The organism is Mycobacterium sp. IDUB_1 (assembly GCF_055419625.1).
In genome coordinates this window covers 132,067-149,551 of the sequence record NZ_JBVAYA010000004.1, presented here as the reverse complement: position 1 = coordinate 149,551, position 17,485 = coordinate 132,067, and the positions used below count along the sequence as shown (strand labels likewise).

Genomic DNA, 17,485 nt, shown 5'->3' with positions numbered 1-17,485 from the left:
GACCGGATGACCCCCCGCTCGAAATATCAAGGCCGGGGGGGACTCATGACCCGGCCGGGGGGGTCGCGATTTTATTTTTTCGGCGGCTCAAACGATTCTGATGGGGCGCCGCGATGAGAAGCGTCCAGGATCTCGTGCTGCTTCGTTGGCGAACGGCCCAGTGGTTCCTAGCGCTGTCTGACGGCGATGTCCACCAGGCGCGGGCGATTCTCGCCGCGATGCGTGTCGAGGGCTTGAGCAGGGGCGACAGTCTCGATGAGTTCCGCCTGGTGCGGGACGAGTTCGGCCGGCGGCCGCGGTATCGGCTCGTCAACGAGATCGCGCGGCTGGCTCGCAAGCTCGGAGTGGCAGCGTGATCGAGCGTGTCAGCGGAGTGCTGCTTCCGCCCGATGACGCGCGCTATCTGCTCGACGCGCTCGACGCACTGCTGCAGGGCCGCCACCCCACACCCCGACTGAGCGATTTCATCGAGCGACTACGCCGAATGGCCGGAAAGCTTGCGATAGCGCAAGAAAACACTGCGGTATGCGCAAGAAAAGTTGACGCACAACAGGATTCAGGCGACATTGCCCAGTATGACCTGGTGGACAGCCGAGAAGCCGCTGAGATCCTCGGCTGCACGCAGTCCAATGTCCGTGACCTCGCGAACCGGGGCCGAATACCGTCCTATCGTGCCGGAGGGCGGCGGGTATATCCGGCGGCTTCCGTTGTCGCCCTGGCAGAAAAGCGGGCCGCCAAGCGGGGCTGAGCATGGCTGAGCTTCGGATCTACGACAGCATCGGCTACGGCGGAGTAACCGCTGCGGCGATCGCTGACCAGCTCGACACGATGGCTGGCGTACTGCAGCTCGACGTCCGCATCAACAGTCCGGGCGGCTCAGTCTTCGATGGCATCGCGATCCACAACGCAATCGCCCGCCACCCTGCGCGCACCACGGTCTACATCGACGGGCTCGCCGGCTCGGCAGCGAGTTTCATCGCCATGGCCGGCGACGAGATCGTCATCAACCGCTACGCCAAGATGATGATCCACGACGCCAGCGGCATCACCATCGGCAACGCTGCTGACATGGGTGCGGCCATGCGCACCCTGGACATGCTGAGTCAGACCATCGCCGAGGTGTACGCCGACCGCGCCGGCAACACCGCCGAGCACTGGCGCCGGACGATGATCGCCGAAACCTGGTACAGCGCCGATGACGCCGTAGCCGCCGGCCTGGCCGATCGCGTCGACCTCGACCGCCGCAAGGCCGGTGGAGAGTCCGTGAGCGCATCGCGCAGCAGTCTTGATCTTGTCGTCGCCGTGGCCGGTGCTCGACGTCGCCGCACCCACCGAATCCTGACCCAGCAGAAAGGCTGAGTATGTCGACCACCATCCCCAACCCGCGGGTCTACGCGCCCGGCGCGGACATCACCGCCGAGGCAACCGCCGCGGTGACCGCCCGCCGATTCGTCGCCATCAGCGGTAACCGCGCGAGCGGCGGCAACCTGTCCGTCGCTCATGCCACCGCCGCTGGCCGCGTGTTCGGTGTCGCGGCCACCGACGCCGCCAGCGGTGACCTCGTGACCGTCGCCCGCGACGGAGTCCTCAAGGTCGACGCCGGCGGCACCATCGCCGCCTTCGCCGAGGTCGAGGTGGGCACTGCCGGCCGGGCCGTCACCAAAGCCAGCGGTGTCGCAGTCGGCTACGCACTGACCGGGGCGTCGAACAACACCGTCGCCGAAATCGCGCTCTACTGAACAGGACTCACACATGCCTAACGCACTCATCCCCGAGCTGAGCGGCCGGCGCCTCACCGTCGACATCGCGCTCAAGCAGCCGACCATCATGCGGGCGCGGATCGCCAAGCTCGCCGACTCGCAGATCCTGCTCCCGAAGTTCTTTCGCTACCTCGGGGCGCCGATCATGGGCGGCGGCATGCTCTATTCGGTCATCCAGGCGAGCGACTTTTTCACCAGCGACATCGAAAAGCGCAATGCCCGAGCCGAATACAAGATCGTCGAGGGCGTCGATCCGGAGCCCACACTGGCCAAGGTCGAAGATTGGGGCGGCAAGTTCCAGATCGGCGTCGAGGAAATCAACCGCAACGACGTCAACTACTTGGATCAGCAGATCGTCCAGCTGAGTAACACCATCACGCGCAAGCTCGACGTCCGATCCATGGCCACTGTCGAGGCCGCGATCAGCGGCGCGAACCAGGTGGCTGGGCACGACTGGTCTGGTCTGGTCACCGTCGGCGATCCCACCACGCTGACACCATCGGGTGAACTGCCGACCGCCGACTTCTCGGCGGCCCAGCTCGCGAGTGACCTGCAGGAGCTCGGCGTCAAACATGACCTGCTGCTGCTACACCCCAACGAGGCGCACTCGCTGCGCGTGGCCTACGGCGACAAGCTGCAGGCCATGCTTGACAGCGCCGGCCTCGGGCTGTTCGTCAACCCGCGCATCACTCCCGGCGTCGGCTGGGCGATCGAGTCGGGCAACGTCGGCACCGTCGGATTTGAGGCGCCGCTGACACTCGACGTCTGGGAAGACAAGGCAACTCGCTCATGGTGGGTGCAGGCCTACGTCGTCCCGGCGATGGGCGTCGATCGACCCTTCGCCGCCAAGAAGCTCACCGGCCTGGCCGGGTAGGAGGAACCATGGCAATCACATTCAACGACGAACAGGCCGCGGCACTGCTCGTTCCGCTCGGCCTCCCTGTCGACACAGTGGACCCGGCAGCCGTCATCGCGACCGTCGTCGACGTCGCTGGCGCCGATGCTCTGTCGGCCGCCGCGCCGTCAGCGATCGTCGCAGCGGCCGAGAAGGCTGGCCTCGAGGTGCTCGACAGCGAATCCGCGGCCGCGCTGCGCGCCGACGCCTCTGAGGGCCGTCGGATCAAGGCCGCCGTCGAGCGGCAGCGGATTGAGGACACGGTCAGCGAGGCCGTCGCGCAAGGAAAGATCACCCCCGCCCGCAAGGACCACTGGGTCAGTCTCATCGCCGCCGATGCAGGTATGGGTGAAGTGCTCGCCAACGTGCCACCTGAGACCGCAGTGCCGATGTCGGAGATCGGTCACGGGGTCGACAACTCGGCCCCAGGCCAGCAGCCGCGCGAGGAATGGTTCTACTGACCCGTTCCAGCCGGGGGCGGGTACGGGGCCGCCCTGAGATTCTCGGCGGCCACCCCCGCGTGCAGGTCGGACCGCCAATCAGGAAGCTTTTTTACCCGAGGTGAAAACTTGCGGCAAGGAGGCGCGCTCGGGATGCCGCGAATGCGGCGTGCTGTTTGCCGGTGCCGCCTGCTTTCCAAGTCGGAATCGCTCATGGGCGCCCGCGCCGGCCCCTAACATTTGCCCATGGGGGAAGCTGGCGGCGACGACGCACCCACGGGTATAGCGCCCACCGAACTAGGTGCGACCGTTGACGAGACCGAGGCGCACACCGCCTGGTCGCTCGATGACGGCGACGACTGGGAACCGCCGCGGCGACTGACGCCGGGCCGAATCACCGCGCTGGTCGTGGCGGGCAGCACGCTGGTCGTGGCGGCGGCCGTCGCGATTTCCCTCCTTGTTCTGCGTCCGTCAACCGGTCCCGTCGTCGCTGCGCCGCCGTCGTCCATCGCGGCGTCTCCATCCGCACGCACCACCCCGACCTCACGGCCCGTGCCGACGGTTGCCAGTCAGCCGCCCGCGCTTAACGACGTCCCACCCGCGGGCACCCTCGCGCCGACTACTCCGGCCGCCGCAGATATATCCGCGCTCGATGATCGGTTCCTGCGCAGACTCGCGACTGCCGGTTGGCGTATTAGCGATCCGGCATTGATGACGTTGCGCGCACGCCAAGTCTGCGCGGAGTTCTTGATGAACACGGCGCCCGAGACGATCTACTACAAGCTGATCGACCTCGGCTTCACGTCGCAGGAGTCCATGCAGTTCATGAACGCTGCAACGCAGACCTACCCAGACTGCGGTTGACGCCCAGTGCGGCACGCACATCGTCGTCACCCCAAGGCCATCTCTCAGCGCATGGACACCGCGACGCGCGAACGGCCATAAGAAGTGGCGGGTTAGTTGCCTCCCAGCCACGCGAACGCGCCAGGCTTGGTCTCCCACATCAAGTACTCGCCGTCGTACATGACCGTCACCGACACCTGGTGAGATTCCCCGCTCGACGGCTTGATCGTTGCCTGTCCGGTGTACGTGTTCTCTCCCGTCGGCACGAGCGTGACGTTTGGAACAGTGACGCCGTAGCTCTGATACGTCGCGTCGCTGTTCATGCTGTCGCTGATCGAATCGGCGACCTTCGACGCCAGGCCGTCACTACTGGGCCGCTTGAACCCTTCCCACCACGTCGCGGCCGGCACCACGACGAGTGCGGCAGCGATGACCCCAGCCGCCACGCCGACAGCGATCCGACCAACCGACGCCCACCTGATCGGCGGCGGGGCGTCCGGCACGGCCGCAATTTCCTCCGGCGTCCACAGTTGGTTCACCGGCTTCGGCTGCGTCACGGCGTAATCCGGTACTGCGGCTGACCGAGCGGAAACATCGGCCAGGGCTGCGACGGGTCGATCGGGTAGCAGCGGTACGTCGACGGCACCCCGGCCTGGAAGGTGGACTGGCACCGGTCCCAGGTCCCGTCTGGGCGAGCTGGACTATCGCAGTACATGGCGAATGGTTGCGTCTGACACCCTGCCGACGCTGGCGCTGCGACTGCGAGGCCTAGCGATGCCACCCCAGAGGCACCAGCGAGCAAACTGAGAATCCCCCTCATGTCGCGGAGCCTACCCTCGTCGACATGGCGCACGTCGGCGAAACCCGTTTGCCTGCGCCGCGTTGGATCACCGCCGCCCCGGGCGCCGGCGTCGCAAGGCCGACGGCAACCCGGTCGGCGTGAAGGTTGCTGTGCCCGCCAGCGCGGCCGCGGCTGGAACACCCGGCCAGTGTGCGGCCGACGCGAGCTACATCTACGTGTGCACGGCAACGAACAGCTGGGCTCGTGCCGCAGTGACCGCATGGTGACGCCCGCACCCGCTCAGCGAGGCGCTTTGAAGCACCGAACGGCGTGGGTCTGGCCGATGCCAGCCGGCGGCGCTAATCTATGCCCCATACGACCAGGGTGCGGCATAGCCACGCCCCCGTCGAATGTTGTCAGAGTCATAGAGACTATGGCTGGCGCCGGACGGGTAGGTTATGGATCATGACGACGCGGCCGAACGAAGCGGTGAGCCGGGGACTCGACGCGATAGCGATCAACGGGTCGAGCCGCACCCAGAGGGCAGTGGCGCGGGCTCGGACCAACTCCAGCACGAGAGCGGCCCGCAGCTGGCGCGCAGTCGGGAACTCGCTGCGCGGGCAGATGGCGAAGAACCCGCCCAGCAAATACAAGACGCAGAAGTAGTAGACCTGCCGCGAGCGCCAACGCCCGGCCCCGGTCAACTTGCTCTACCCGGATTCTCGTATCACGAAGGCCCACTTCCACCGGCGAGTCAGCTCGGCGAGTACGACCGCATAGTTCCAGGCTTGGCACGCGAGCTGGCCGATGCCGCGCTCGCTAACATGGCGTCGGACCGCACGATCAACGAGATCGAGGTGAATACCGCGCGTTCGGTCGATCTCTGGGGTCTCCGCTACGCGATGCTTTTGACATCCGTGTGCGTGGTCCTTGCGGCGGTGTGTTTATTCGTCCTCAGCCCGCCTTGGCTGGCACTGTCGGGCGCCGGCCTATTCGGACTTGGCGCGTGCGCGCCGGTCATCAACGGCTTTCTACAGCGACGACGACCGCCGGCAGAATGACTGCCACAGAGTCGACCGCGGCACAGACGGCGACGCGCTAGGACTCGTCGAGCGTTTCGCCCACCAGTTTCTCGACAACACGGATCGCGTTCTCTTTGCCCACCCTGGTCTCGTATGAAGCGGCGGCGGCGTAGGCGAGGCCGAACATCGTCTGGTGAAGGCATGTCGAGCACCCGTCAAACTCAGCGACGATGTTCCCGGTCGCGTCGTCGTCGTCGTCGAGGGCCGCAAGAATCAACCGTCCGATTCGGCCCTTCGTGATGACCTCTGCTTGCTTGGTGCCGCCGCAATCCTCGATGCAGTCATGGTGGCTCACTGGCCTGCCCCCTAGCTGCGCGCGTTCCGCACCATCTTGCGCACCTCGGCGTCATTCGGCGTCAGGCCCATGCCCTTCATCTGCTTCTTCACGTCGGCCACGGCGTCGGCCTCAGATCCACCCAAGGGGATCTGAATGCCCGCCGAGAACTTCTTCTCAAGGTCGCGCTGCAGCTTGGCCATGCCGGCTTTGTTGGGGACGAACTTCCCGGAACTACTCATGAGGGTTCCTCACTGTTGCGGCCGCCGCGCCATCCGCAGTCGGTCCGTACCAAGTCCAGCACGGGTCACCGACAGTTCTCGTCGGCAACACGCCACCATGGGCGCCAGAACGCGGCCGCCATCGCCGCGGCTCGGATCTCGTCGGTCAGTCTTGGTGCAGTGACATCGGGTGCCCCAGAAAGAAACTGGCCCCCCACCACGATGTGGAGGGGGGGCCAGCAACAACCGACTACTTCAACAAGCCCATCCCAAAGGCATCACAGATGCCCTGAGACACGGTGTTGTCGCAGTCCGTGCAGTGGCCACCCGCGTGACCGTCATACTGTTCGCGCATAGCGCTTCTCTTTCTGTGAGGCCCATTGAACCCGGCCGGTTACCGGATGGGCGCTCTGTCGACTCCCACGTTACTCGAGCTGATGGCAAACGCACCGTAATAGCGCCGTGGCCCAGTCCAAGACCGCTAGTGCACAGACAGTCTGCAGTACCTCGCCGGCCACACTGCCACGTCGAGTACTCGTCAATCCGTGACGCCCAGGTGATGACCGTCGCGGGCAGTCGCCCATGCCGCGGCGTCACTGCAGACACTCCAGCTCGTCGGCGGCCTCGACGATCGCGGCGGCCACCCGTCGCGCGGTGGCCGCATCGAGGCTTTCCGTTTCGCCATCGATGCAGATCGATCGCGTGATCGTGCCGTCTTGGTACTGCAGGCCGTTGATCATCACGGTGGTGCGGCCGACCTTCCGGTCGGAGCCAGCGAAGTACCGGAACCACCGACCCTCACCGTCGTGCTCCCACGGATAGTGCACGCCTTCATCTGGCGGCGGCGCGACATCGGCGAACAGTGCGCCGGCCGCGTTCTCGCTCAGGTACGCGCGGGCCAAGGACAGCAGCGCTCGTGTGTGGTCTTTGGCCGAGGGCGAGGAGCCGTCAGTCCGGGGTGGGATCTCGGGGTGAGCCTCCCAGTACTCGAGCTCAGCGATCTGGTGGGAAGTCAGCGCGTCGGCGAGATCACGCCAGCTCGCGGCGTCGCCTCCGGTCGAGGCGCTCATTGGTCACCGGCCGGGTCGACGGTCGCCGCGGTGCGCGGGTGGTGGGGGTTGACGGGTCGGACCCATCCACCGATCGCGTCCTGGCACGGCTCGCCGGGTTTGGCGTCGCACAGCGGACAGGTCGCGGCAAGCGCGCCCGGTTCTGGAGTGGGAGTGGTGTTGCCGAGTGGCGCTCGGCGCTCGGTCGCGGCCATGGAAAGCCTCTCTCCTCGTCGAGTCGACGAACGAGACTGCCCGCTCCGGTCTGGCATGTGTCTGGCATGCCGGTCGCGATCTGACCTAAAAAGGCTGGTCAGTGTGGTGCGCGATACTGGGATTGAACCAGTGACCTCTTCCGTGTCAGGGAAGCGCTCTCCCGCTGAGCTAATCGCGCCGGGAACCTCTTGGAGGTGGAGACGGGAATCGAACCCGTGTGCACGGCTTTGCAGGCCGTTGCCTCACCACTCGGCCACTCCACCGCTGGGCTTTGATGCCAGTGCACCTTCGAGCGGATGACGGGATTCGAACCCGCGACCCTCACCTTGGCAAGGTGATGCGCTACCAACTGCGCTACATCCGCGTGCCACGGTCAACTTCGTCGCCCGTCGCGATGCACGACGATAGTCCACGCAGTTGGGCGTACACAAATCCCCTCCCGTTCCAGGCGCGTCAGGCGTCAGAACAGGGTGTATCCCTGGCGGGAGGGCGTGAATCCATGACCGCCGGAGTTGGAGCACCGCATGCCCGAGGGCTCGCCGCCGCAACTCATCCCGCCGCCGGCCTTCGAAACTGGCCAGGGCAGGGAAGCTCCGCCGCCGAAGGTGGTGTCGCTTGCGCATACGAAAGACGCCGGGCCGGTGGGCCTTGTCGAGATGCCTCGGCCGTAGTCGGTGAAGTCCGGGCAATTGGCGGGCCGAGGCGGAGGGGGCCAATCTCGCCCGCGGATGTCGCAGCCGCAATCGGGGCCGCCGTCGTCGACAACAACGTCATTCAGCCCTCCGGAAATGACTGTTACCAGGGCGAAGATAACTGGGAGAACGCTGGGACGTGCCTGCAACCGCGGGCGTCGAATCCGGCGGATTCTCGGGTCCACCAGCGCCCGTGTTAGTCTTCTGCCCCGTCCGGATCGTCGGATTTCGGTCTCGTAGCTCAGTGGGAGAGCGTCCGCCTCACACGCGGAAGGTCGCTGGTTCGAAACCAGCCGGGACCACCACCAGATGTCGGAGCAGACGGTGACCCGGGCCGTTCACGGGCACTCCTATCGGTCGGATCGGTGGCGACGACCGGCCCGTGACGATGATCCCGACCTCAACCAATGAGTCGATGGACCGCCGCGCGTTCCCGGTCCTTATGCCCAGTTCGCGCCGACGGAACTTGCGTTCACCAGTGGATGCTTGATGAGCAGGTCGGACAACGCAATGGCTGCCTTCATCGCCTCGGTGTCGGACACGATCAGCGCAGCATTGTGCCGACGGGTATCGCCCCGAGCTTCGGCCTCAGCGATGACTCGCGCCGACGCGGTCAGGTTTTCGATAGAGGAGCTCTCCCTGATTCAGACCACAGCGGTACCGCGGCGAATGGTGCGATCTCGTCGCCGAGTTCGGCGTCGAAGCGCGGCTCGTTGCTCGCTTCATCGGCGTCCGCCGACACATCTGCAACCAGAATGACGTCCAGATCGGCGGTGGCGGCAGGAAACGCTGCTTCGACGGGCGCATCCAGGTCGGCGTCGCGTACCTCGGCGCGCTGCTGCTGCTGACTGAGCAGGCCTGCAGACTGCTTCTGCCGGAATCCCCGGGGTCGGGTAGGTCGTGGGTAGTTGTCACTGGACTCAGTTGGCCTGATCGATCGCCATCCCTGGACGGTGCTGACAGCCCGCGGCGTCGGTCCGGTGTAGTGCGCGCGCACGTGAACATCGCGGGCATCATCTGGGCCGGCACTGCTGCGAAATCGAGGACCACCGCCGCCCAGAATTCCACGTTCGTCTCGATCGGGTGATCGGGACGTCGTTCGCGGAGCTCCTGCAGCGCAGCCTGTTCCAGGGCTTGAGCGGCCTCGTAGCGCGGGGCGCCCAGTCGGTGAGCTGCTGCGCGCAACACTCGCGCGCGTGGATCCTCGGCCCGGTACACGCGATGGCCGAAACCCATCAGTCGATCCCCGCCGTCGAGGATCGATCTGACCAGCGCCCGCGGATCGCCGGTCCGCTCGACCTCGCGGACCATCGGAAGAACACGGGCGGGCGCGCCCCCGTGCAGCGGCCCGGACATGGCGCCGACACCCGGTAGGCGTTGATCGCCTCGATGTGCCTGGGGTCGGGTTCACCTCGCCATCTCGTCATGAACTGGCCGGCAGCTGTGGGACAGGCGGCGACGGAGGCGCTGGGCACCGGCGGCAGGAACGGCCCGCGCGCGGACTGCGCGACGATCGAGAGCGCCATGCCGACGTTCTCGCGAGATGGCCACGGGCCGTGGCATCGTCGATATCCAGGACAGGGCGTAAGTGCCACGACCCGGACAGCATCGCCAGCCCCGATTGAAGTCTGCGCACACGTTCGAACTCGAGAAGGGAAGCTCGAGTACGTCGGCCGCAGGCAGCGGATTGCCGAACTCACCGTCCACGAGCAGCGCCCGCACATCGTCGAATCCGACTCGGAGAGAAACGAGTTCGTCGATGTCGACGCCCCGATACCGTAGCGCGCCGCCCTCGCGGTCAGGTTCGGCGATGTCTGTGCGAGGTCAGCTGACGCGTGCGAGGAGTGGTCCGGCCTCGCCGAGCCGCTCGAATCGTCGCGCGCGCTCGGACCTGCGCAGTGCGTCGTCGACGCCGGACAGGGTCGCCAGTTCGTGGCGCAGCGCAGTCCCGACCCTGAGGCAGAACTGCTCGGGTTCTGCTGCGGCGTCCGGGAATTCGGGGATGACGTGGTCGATAATGCCGGAGCGCAACAGATCCGCCGACCGCACTCCTTGCTGCGCCGCCATCTCGGGCGCCTTGCTGACATCGTGATGCAGGATCGCGCTGGCCCCCTCCGGCGGCAGCGGAGACAACCAGCCGTGCTGCGCGGCGAGGACACGATCTGCCGGTAGGAGTGCCAGCGCGCCACCTCCGGTGCCCTGACCGAGGAGCAGCGAAATCGTGGGCACCTCCACGGCGATCATCTCGGCGATGCACCGCGCGATCTCGCCGGCGAGGCCGCCTTCTTCGGCCTCCCGGGAGAGTGCGGCACCCGCTGTGTCGATGACGGTCACCAGTGGAAGGCCCAGTTCTGCGGCCAGCTTCATCCCTCGGCGAGCCTGACGCAGAGCCCCCGGACCCAGTGGCTCCTCGGCGGTCTGCCCGGCCCGATCCTGACCGAGCAGGACACACGGCCACTCGCCGAACTTGGTCAGCGCCAACATCAATCCGGCATCATTCTCGCCCTGTCCGGTGCCGTTGAGCGGCAGAACATCCGATGCCGAGGTGCGCAACAGGTCGCGAACCCCCGGCCGGTCGGCTCGTCGCGTCGCAATGACGGACTGCCATGCGGGTACGTCGACGGCCGCCGCCCACGGCGCAGCGGGTGGCGTGGCGGCACGGCTCGGGATGGCGATGATGTCGAGCGCCCGATCGACCATGTCGCCGAGTTCGTCGATGGCGACGACGGCATCGATGATTCCGCAGGCGAAGAGATTCTCCGATGTCTGTACGCCGACGGGGAAGCGGTTGCCGTACAGAGCCTCGTAGACGCGCGGACCCAGAAAGCCGACCAGTGCACCGGGTTCGGCGAACGTGACGTGACCGAGCGAGCCCCAGGATGCGAACACACCGCCCGTCGTCGGATCCCGGAGGTAGACCAGGTAGGGGAGATGTGCGGCTTTGTGGTCCACCACAGCGGCGGTGATCTTGACCATCTGCAGGAACGCCCTCGCGCCTTCCTGCATTCGGGTGCCACCCGACGTCGGTAGCGCGATGAGTGGCAGTTGCTCGGCTGTGGCGCGGCGGATCGCGGCAGTGAGTCTCTCGCCCGCGGCGACGCCTATGGATCCACCGAGAAAGCCGAAGTCGCACAGCAACATTGCGACGCGTCGACCGCGGATGGTGGCTTCGCCGGTGAGCACGGCCTCGTCCAGCCCGGTTTTGGCTCTGGCCCGCGCCAGCTCCGCGGCGTAGCCCGGATTGGTCGGTGGGTCCACCACCGGGACGTCCCACGACAGCCAGGAGCCGGTGTCGGCGAGGGTTTCGATCAGCCGGTTCGCGCTCGCCCTGGTCACGATGCCGACCTCCGCAGCGCATCGACGAGGTGGTTGTCGGCCCCGAGTACAGGCGGCGCAGTGTGCACGCGGCGCGTGCGTTCCGTGCCGTCGGGTTCGAAGAACCGCAGCGGGGGGCCCGGCAACGCGATGTGGCCGAGTGTCGCGTGCTCGACGTCGATGACGAGCCCCTGCGAGCGGGTCTGCTCCCACTCGTAGACTTCGCGGATCGAGCGGATACGGCCGGCGGGAACACCGATCTGGTCGAGCTTATCCAGGAGCTCATCGGTCGCGTGGAGTGAAAACACACTCTGCACAAGCTCATTGACGTTCTTCTGGTTCGCGACGCGGTCCGGGTTGGACTCCATCCCTGGGGTGGTGGGGTCGAGGCCGAATCCTGCGCAGAAGCGGTGCCACAGACCCTCGCTGCCGACGGCGATCTGAACCGCCCCGTCGGCGGTGTCGAACAGGCCGTAGGGGCAGATGGACGGGTGGTGGTTACCGGTCGCCTCTCCCACCTGTCCCTCGACTGTCCACTTGGTGCCCTGGAAAGCATGGACTCCCACGACTGCCGCCAGCAGTGACGACCGAACGACCTGGCCGCGGCCGGTGCGTTCGCGTTCCTGCAGTGCCGCGAGGACGCCGAAGGCGCCGTACATCCCTGCCAGCAGATCCGCGATCGGAACGCCTACGCGCTGATTGTCGTGGGGGCCGGAACCGGTCACGGACATCAATCCGGCTTCGCCTTGGGCGATCTGGTCGTAGCCGGCGCGCCCCGCTTCGGGTCCGTCATGGCCGAACCCGCTGATCGACAGCATCACGAGGCGAGGGTTGAGCTCCTCGAGCCGCTCGTGGGAGAAGCCGAGGCGGTCCAGGACTCCCGGGCGGAAGTTCTCCATCAGGACGTCCGCTCGGGCCAGCAGGTCTGCCAGGACGAGCTTGTCCGCGTCGTTCTTGAGGTCCAGAGTCACGGACTTCTTGTTTCGGTTCGCGCACAGGAAGTAGGTGGATTCCCTTGCGGCATCGTCAGGCTCGACGAATGGTGGCCCCCAGCCGCGTGTGTCGTCTCCGCCCTGCGGGTGTTCGACCTTGATGACGTCCGCACCGAGGTCGCCGAGCATCATCGCCGCGTGCGGTCCGGCGAGGGCGCGTGTGAGGTCGACGACGACCAGGCCGTGCAAGGGTCCGGCTGCGTCATCGGTGTGCTGCGTGGAGGGCGTTCTCGTCATCGTTCACCTCAGGCCTAGTGGAATGGTGTCCTAGTGGACTAGCCAATTGAGCAAAGCAGTCGGCACTGCGAAGTGTCAACAGCTGAATTCGGTTCGCGCCGTGTGACTTACGGCACTGAGCCGGTCCCCGGACGACAAGCAGCGCCCACGGTCCGTAGACCGCAGGCGCTACATGTCGCTACGTCAGAGCCAGCCGGGCACGACCAGCACCGCCCAGGCGATGAGTGGGCCGATGGCGACGACGATCGCGCTGTATTTGAGGATCTGTTTGTAGAACTTGTCCCTGTCGACGCCCTGGGCGTTCGCGAGGACCAGCGCTCCGTTCGTCGAAAACGGGCTGACGTCAACGATTGTCGAGGCGATGGCCAGTGCGACGATGACTCCGACGGGCCCGATCTCGCCGGCGAGAAGTAGCGGCACCGCAAGCGGGATCGTCGCACCGAGGATGGCGACCGAGGATGCGAAGGCGGACACGATGGCGCCCAGATAGCAGAGCAGCAGCGCGACCAGCAGGGGCATTCCGATGCTGGCGACCCCGTTGCCGACCCATTCGACGCTGCCCGCTTCCTGCAGCACGCCGACGAAGGTGAGGACTCCGCCGATCAGAAGGACCGTGGACCAACTGATCTGGGAGACAGCGCCTTTCTGGGCTTTCGGGGATGCGAGTGCGAGCACCGCGGCGACGGTCATCGACACGAACCCGAGGTCGATGTCGAGGACGAGCGAGAACACGCCCAGCGCGCCGAGGCCGATCAGCGTCAGCACCTGGTTGAACGACACCGAATGTCGCGGAAGCGTGCTCGTCGGGGAGTTCGGCGGGGCAACCAAGGTGCTGGTCGATGCGCTGGTGCCATGCCCGGAGAAGACCGGGGTGTTCGACGGATCCTGTGGTGTCTTCGCCGATGTCCCGCTGCCCAGGGCGATGTCATCGTCGTGAGCATCGTGGATCGTTCGCCCGATCAGTTTTCTGCCGCCCAGGAAGACGAACAGGAGGACGCCGATTCCGGCATTGAAGAACAAGCTTCCGAGAAACAGCGTGAGCGGACTGTTGACCAGGCCGGCCTTGGCGGCGATGTTGTTGACCGTCACGCCGTAGATGCTGATGGGGGAGAAGCCACCTGCCTGTGCGCCGTGGATCACCATCATGCCCATCAGCAGGGCGTTGATCTTGTACTGCCGGGCGAACGTCAAGGCAATCGGCGCGATGATCGCGACGGCGGCAGGCCCGAGGGCTCCGAGCGCGGTCAGCACCCCGGTGATGCCAAACATCACCCAGGGTATTAGGGCCACCCGGCCTCGCACGAGCTGAAGCGCTCCGCGAACCATCAGGTCGACCGTTCCGTTGTTCTGCGCGATCGCGAACAAATAGGTCACGCCGACCAATGTCAGGAACAGGTCGCTGGGGAAACCGGCAATGATGTCGTCGGTGTTCATCCCGACGGCGATGGTGCCGACCAGGAACGCGGCCACGAAGCCGAGGGTCCCCATGTTGATCGGCAGAAGGGTCGCAGCCACGAACATCGCGACGAGGGCGAGGATCGGGATCAGCTCTAGTGGCATGGCACTCTCCGAATGTGAACGGGTCACCAGTGGCTCACTGGCTTAGCCAGTACACCAGTGGGGTAGATCACTGTCAAGCCCTGGTGTGATCTGACCTACGCCAACCCCCTTTCACCTTGGAGTATTCTGTGGCCCAGAGAGTAGGTGAGTCAGTGGTAGAGCAACTGAGGCCTGTCACGCGGCCGCGACTGTACGAGGTGATCGTCGAGCAACTGTGTGTGTACATGGCCGACAACGACATGGAACCCGGTGACCGGTTGCCCGCGGAGCGCGAGCTCGCTGCCAAGCTCGGAGTCAGTCGCGCCTCGCTCAGCCAGGCGCTCGTCGCCCTGGAGGTCCAGGGTGTCCTGTCGGTCCGCCACGGTGACGGGGCGATCCTGATCCGTCGGCCCACCGAGGAGCGGGCGATCAAAGCCCTGCGTGAGCACGCTGACCGGATCCCCGACATCATCGAGGCCCGCGAAGCGCTGGAAGTGAAGTTGGCCGGACTCGCCGCCCTCCGCCGTACCGCCGAAGAAATGGCGGCTATCGACGCCGCGATCGCGCGAATGGACGAGGAGGTCCGCTCAGGCGAGCGCGGTGTCGTCGGCGACGAGATGTTCCACGAGGCGATCACCGCTGCCGCCCACTCGTCGCTCCTGGCCAAGCTGATGCATGAGATCTCGGGCCTGGTGCGTGAGACGCGCATCGAATCGCTGTCTCAGCAGGACCGTCCGCGCGCGTCCCTCGAGGGTCACAAGCGGATCGCCGAAGCGGTGCGGCGCCAGGACTCCATCGAAGCAGCGCGCGCGATGGCCGATCACATCAGGATGGTGTCCGACGTCGCCTTGTTGCGCGCCGCCGAGTAGCCGAGAGCCGAGGGTCGCAGTCAGCGCCCGGTGGCACCGTCGATCAGCTCGCGCAGGATGTCGGCGTGACCGGCGTGGCGCCCGGTCTCCTCGATCATGTGGGTGAGCGCCCACCGCACGGTCGGCGAGTCCCGTCCCGGCACCGGGTCGGCGAGGTCGGTGCACTTGTCGAGCGCAGCGTTGGCCTCCTGCACAGTCTTTCGGTAACGGTCGACGACGTCGGCCACGGAGTCCTCGGGAGCGGCGCGAAACGTCGACGGCCAGTCGGTCACGTTGTCGCCGAGGAAGATCCAGCGTTCGACCCAGGTGACGTGGTTGAGCAGACCGAGCAGATTCGTGCCCGACGGCACCAGCGCCGTGCGCACCTGCGGCTCCGGAGCTCCGTCGACCTTGGCCGCCATCGAGGACCGCAGGTAGTCGAGGAACCCGCGCAGCGTCTCGATTTCACCGCCGCCCGTTCGCGGTGGCGGGGTATCGCGTCGTCGGGCCGGCACGGAACCAGTCTGGCGCAGGTGTTCCAGCACGTGTGACACCGTGCTGTTCTGGCAAGGCCCACAAGGCTCGCGCAGCCGGCCGCTACTGCTTGAGCGCGCTGCCCTTCACCCATTCGGCCCACGGCAGCGTCCAGTCGCCGTTCTGATCGAGGCGCAGCGGCGGCCCGCCGGTGTTGCGCACCTCGACCACATCGCCCGGTTGGGAGAACGAGTAGAACCACTGCGCGTTGTCGCTGTTGAGGTTCAGGCAGCCGTGGCTGGTGTCGGTGTTGCCCTGCGCCCACACCGTCGAATTGAGCTGATGGAGGTAGATCCCGTCGGAGCTGATCTTCGTCGCCCATGGGATGGTCTCGCGATAGCCCAGCCGGCTGTTGACCGGCAGCCCGAACGTCGAGGAGTCCATGATCACCGGGTTGGCCTTGTCGATCACCGTGTAGACCCCGGGCGGCGTCCAGAACGACAGCGTGTTCCCGCCGATGGTCTCCGTGCCGCCCATCCCCATCGACGTCGGCATCGTGCGCACCAGTTTGCCGTTGTCGAACACACTCACCTGCTTGGTGGTGTCGTCGGCGATCGAGACGTGCGCGTCGCCGATCACGAAGCTCACCTTCTGGTCCTCCGCGCCGTACAGGTCGTCGCCCAGCTCGTCGCCGTAGATGTCGGCCTCGACGCTGACCTTGGTGCCCGGCGCGTAGTAGCGCTGCGGACGCCAGTGCGCGGTCTGGTCGTCGACCCAGTACCAGCTGCCCTGTACGGGCGGATCGGTGCGCACCCGCAGCTGCCGTTCGGCGGCCGCCTTGTCGACGCTCTCGTCGAAGTGCGCCACGATCACCATCCCCACCCCGTAGGTGCCACCGTCCTGGATCGGCGCGTAGCCAGGCGTGTTCAGGTACACCGACGTCTGCTCGCTGGGGTCGACCGTGCTGAAGCTCGACGTCTGCCGGGTCGGCATGCCGCCGGGGCCGTGCCCGCTGATCGTCATCGTGTAGGTGCGGCCGTAGCCGAGCTGCACCGTCGGCTTCCACGCCTTCGCATCGGGGGTCAGTACCCCCGGGATCTCTTTGTCCGCGTCGTTGACCATCGTGACGCTGTCCAGCGTCCCGCTGACGGCAGCAACGAGCACCCGGGCATCGGGCTTGACGTCCTCGGCTCCGGCGCCGGGCGTCACGATCAGACGTGCCGGTTCGGTCGGCGACGGGGGAGCGGGCGGGGCGAACGCGGAGGAACTGCCGGCGGCCAGAGCCTGACATCCGTCATTGCAGCGCTGCGAGCTCGACGAGACGATGCCGAACGCGGCGACCACCGCGAGCAGAGTTGCCAGACAGGCAATGCGGGCACGACGATCAGACCTCAAGCGTTCTCCAGTGTTTATCGGCGAATGGCCGGGCGATCCCACGTCGGATCGATGGCCCGATCCTACTGCGCCACCGACGCTTTGCGCGCAGCGCGCCCCGATCGTTACCCCGTGTGCCGCGCTCTGTGATCTCCGGTGCCCGACCGCTGTGTTTGGTTCCTGATCAGGGCGGGCACCTCTGCCTCGCGCGGTAGGCTGCGGCTCATCGCAGCGGCGCGGAAAGGTGACGACAATGGCACTCGATGACGACGACATCACCACAGAATCCGGCGGCGAAGGGCCCGCTGACGGCGGCTCGAATCCCGGCGGTCACGACGGCGGCGCTGACGGCACCGCGGGCGGCGAAGGTCCGGCTGACGGCGGCTCGAATCCCGGCGGTCACGACGGCGGCGCTGACGGCACCGCGGGCGGCGAAGGTCCGGCTGACGGCGG

Annotated in this window: 23 protein-coding genes, 4 tRNA genes and 1 pseudogene; 12 read left to right on the top strand and 16 right to left on the bottom strand. The window is 66.5% G+C overall.

The annotated features are described in order from the left end of the window. Positions 1-113 precede the first annotated feature (113 nt). The 7 genes from ACZYYX_RS21575 (at position 114) to ACZYYX_RS21545 (ending at position 3,959) form a co-directional block, all read left to right on the top strand. Complete coding sequence (locus ACZYYX_RS21575) at positions 114-356, top strand: hypothetical protein (protein WP_463816670.1); 243 nt, start codon at positions 114-116, stop codon at positions 354-356. Further along, positions 353-748 carry a helix-turn-helix domain-containing protein gene (locus ACZYYX_RS21570; protein ID WP_463816669.1) on the top strand — a complete coding sequence of 132 codons (396 nt, stop codon included), beginning with the start codon at positions 353-355 and terminating at the stop codon, positions 746-748. The genes ACZYYX_RS21575 and ACZYYX_RS21570 overlap by 4 nt, the downstream gene beginning before the upstream one ends. 2 nt (positions 749-750) lie before the next feature. Beyond that, on the top strand, positions 751-1,359 hold the full coding sequence (locus ACZYYX_RS21565; RefSeq protein WP_463816668.1) for a head maturation protease, ClpP-related: 609 nt from the start codon (positions 751-753) through the stop codon (positions 1,357-1,359). A gap of 2 nt (positions 1,360-1,361) precedes the next feature. Continuing rightward, positions 1,362-1,739 (top strand): DUF2190 family protein, encoded by a 378-nt coding sequence (locus ACZYYX_RS21560; protein WP_463816667.1) that lies wholly within the window; start codon positions 1,362-1,364, stop codon positions 1,737-1,739. A 13-nt stretch (positions 1,740-1,752) separates the two neighbouring features. Further along, positions 1,753-2,634 (top strand): major capsid protein, encoded by an 882-nt coding sequence (locus ACZYYX_RS21555; RefSeq protein ID WP_463816666.1) that lies wholly within the window; start codon positions 1,753-1,755, stop codon positions 2,632-2,634. A gap of 8 nt (positions 2,635-2,642) precedes the next feature. Next, positions 2,643-3,116 carry a hypothetical protein gene (locus ACZYYX_RS21550; RefSeq protein ID WP_463816665.1) on the top strand — a complete coding sequence of 158 codons (474 nt, stop codon included), beginning with the start codon at positions 2,643-2,645 and terminating at the stop codon, positions 3,114-3,116. 225 nt (positions 3,117-3,341) lie between these two features. Further along, positions 3,342-3,959, top strand: a complete 618-nt coding sequence (locus ACZYYX_RS21545; protein ID WP_463816664.1) for a DUF732 domain-containing protein — start codon at positions 3,342-3,344, stop codon at positions 3,957-3,959. Between the two features lie 92 nt (positions 3,960-4,051). Here the strand turns inward: ACZYYX_RS21545 and ACZYYX_RS21540 are convergent, their stop codons facing one another. Together ACZYYX_RS21540 and ACZYYX_RS21535 are read right to left on the bottom strand one after the other, a co-directional pair. Further along, entirely contained in the window at positions 4,052-4,495 is a 444-nt protein-coding gene (locus tag ACZYYX_RS21540) for a hypothetical protein (protein ID WP_463816663.1), read from the bottom strand. Then, positions 4,492-4,758, bottom strand: a complete 267-nt coding sequence (locus ACZYYX_RS21535) for a CDGP domain-containing protein (protein WP_463816662.1) — start codon at positions 4,756-4,758, stop codon at positions 4,492-4,494. The genes ACZYYX_RS21540 and ACZYYX_RS21535 overlap by 4 nt, the downstream gene beginning before the upstream one ends. Positions 4,759-5,184: 426 nt before the next feature. Between ACZYYX_RS21535 and ACZYYX_RS21530 the strand changes: the two genes are divergently transcribed. After that, entirely contained in the window at positions 5,185-5,385 is a 201-nt protein-coding gene (locus ACZYYX_RS21530; RefSeq protein ID WP_463816661.1) for a hypothetical protein, read from the top strand. Between the two features lie 122 nt (positions 5,386-5,507). After that, complete coding sequence (locus tag ACZYYX_RS21525; protein WP_463816660.1) at positions 5,508-5,780, top strand: hypothetical protein; 273 nt, start codon at positions 5,508-5,510, stop codon at positions 5,778-5,780. Between the two features lie 37 nt (positions 5,781-5,817). Here ACZYYX_RS21525 and ACZYYX_RS21520 read toward each other — a convergent pair whose 3' ends face one another. The 7 genes from ACZYYX_RS21520 to ACZYYX_RS21490 form a co-directional block, all read right to left on the bottom strand. After that, a complete protein-coding gene (locus tag ACZYYX_RS21520) occupies positions 5,818-6,096 on the bottom strand; it encodes a hypothetical protein (protein WP_463816659.1) in 279 nt (92 codons plus the stop codon). Between the two features lie 11 nt (positions 6,097-6,107). Next, positions 6,108-6,317 (bottom strand): hypothetical protein, encoded by a 210-nt coding sequence (locus ACZYYX_RS21515; RefSeq protein WP_463816658.1) that lies wholly within the window; start codon positions 6,315-6,317, stop codon positions 6,108-6,110. Positions 6,318-6,889: 572 nt separating this feature from the next. Then, positions 6,890-7,366 (bottom strand): hypothetical protein, encoded by a 477-nt coding sequence (locus ACZYYX_RS21510; protein WP_463816657.1) that lies wholly within the window; start codon positions 7,364-7,366, stop codon positions 6,890-6,892. Continuing rightward, entirely contained in the window at positions 7,363-7,560 is a 198-nt protein-coding gene (locus ACZYYX_RS21505) for a zinc finger domain-containing protein (protein WP_463816656.1), read from the bottom strand. Before ACZYYX_RS21505 ends, ACZYYX_RS21510 begins: the two co-directional genes overlap by 4 nt. 104 nt (positions 7,561-7,664) lie before the next feature. Next, positions 7,665-7,739: transfer RNA gene (locus tag ACZYYX_RS21500), tRNA-Val, on the bottom strand. Between the two features lie 11 nt (positions 7,740-7,750). Beyond that, positions 7,751-7,824: transfer RNA gene (locus ACZYYX_RS21495), tRNA-Cys, on the bottom strand. A gap of 28 nt (positions 7,825-7,852) precedes the next feature. Beyond that, positions 7,853-7,925 (bottom strand) — tRNA-Gly (locus tag ACZYYX_RS21490). A 558-nt stretch (positions 7,926-8,483) separates the two neighbouring features. On the opposite strand from ACZYYX_RS21490, the gene ACZYYX_RS21485 reads away from it, so the two are divergent. Continuing rightward, positions 8,484-8,558, top strand: a tRNA-Val gene (locus tag ACZYYX_RS21485). Positions 8,559-8,866: 308 nt separating this feature from the next. On the opposite strand, the gene ACZYYX_RS21480 is transcribed toward ACZYYX_RS21485, so the two are convergent. From ACZYYX_RS21480 to ACZYYX_RS21460, 5 genes and pseudogenes are all read right to left on the bottom strand, one after another. Next, a complete protein-coding gene (locus ACZYYX_RS21480) occupies positions 8,867-9,250 on the bottom strand; it encodes a hypothetical protein (protein ID WP_463816655.1) in 384 nt (127 codons plus the stop codon). After that, positions 9,238-10,065: pseudogene (locus tag ACZYYX_RS21475) on the bottom strand (citrate/2-methylcitrate synthase); the annotation flags it as partial. The pseudogene ACZYYX_RS21475 and the gene ACZYYX_RS21480, both read right to left, overlap by 13 nt. 12 nt (positions 10,066-10,077) lie before the next feature. After that, entirely contained in the window at positions 10,078-11,589 is a 1,512-nt protein-coding gene (locus ACZYYX_RS21470) for a carboxyl transferase domain-containing protein (protein ID WP_463816654.1), read from the bottom strand. Next, positions 11,586-12,797, bottom strand: a complete 1,212-nt coding sequence (locus ACZYYX_RS21465; RefSeq protein WP_463816653.1) for a CaiB/BaiF CoA transferase family protein — start codon at positions 12,795-12,797, stop codon at positions 11,586-11,588. The genes ACZYYX_RS21470 and ACZYYX_RS21465 overlap by 4 nt, the downstream gene beginning before the upstream one ends. 183 nt (positions 12,798-12,980) lie before the next feature. Then, entirely contained in the window at positions 12,981-14,357 is a 1,377-nt protein-coding gene (locus ACZYYX_RS21460; RefSeq protein ID WP_463816652.1) for an SLC13 family permease, read from the bottom strand. A 152-nt stretch (positions 14,358-14,509) separates the two neighbouring features. Between ACZYYX_RS21460 and ACZYYX_RS21455 the strand changes: the two genes are divergently transcribed. After that, positions 14,510-15,205 (top strand): FadR/GntR family transcriptional regulator, encoded by a 696-nt coding sequence (locus ACZYYX_RS21455; protein WP_463816651.1) that lies wholly within the window; start codon positions 14,510-14,512, stop codon positions 15,203-15,205. A 20-nt stretch (positions 15,206-15,225) separates the two neighbouring features. On the opposite strand, the gene ACZYYX_RS21450 is transcribed toward ACZYYX_RS21455, so the two are convergent. Together ACZYYX_RS21450 and ACZYYX_RS21445 are read right to left on the bottom strand one after the other, a co-directional pair. After that, positions 15,226-15,699 carry a DinB family protein gene (locus ACZYYX_RS21450; protein WP_463816650.1) on the bottom strand — a complete coding sequence of 158 codons (474 nt, stop codon included), beginning with the start codon at positions 15,697-15,699 and terminating at the stop codon, positions 15,226-15,228. A gap of 82 nt (positions 15,700-15,781) precedes the next feature. Beyond that, the gene (locus tag ACZYYX_RS21445) at positions 15,782-17,053 is read right to left on the bottom strand and encodes a L,D-transpeptidase (protein WP_463816649.1); all 1,272 of its coding nucleotides are present in this window, start codon (positions 17,051-17,053) and stop codon (positions 15,782-15,784) included. A 232-nt stretch (positions 17,054-17,285) separates the two neighbouring features. Between ACZYYX_RS21445 and ACZYYX_RS21440 the strand changes: the two genes are divergently transcribed. Next, the coding region (locus ACZYYX_RS21440) for a BatC protein (RefSeq protein WP_463816648.1) at positions 17,286-17,485 on the top strand (200 nt) is incomplete at its 3' end.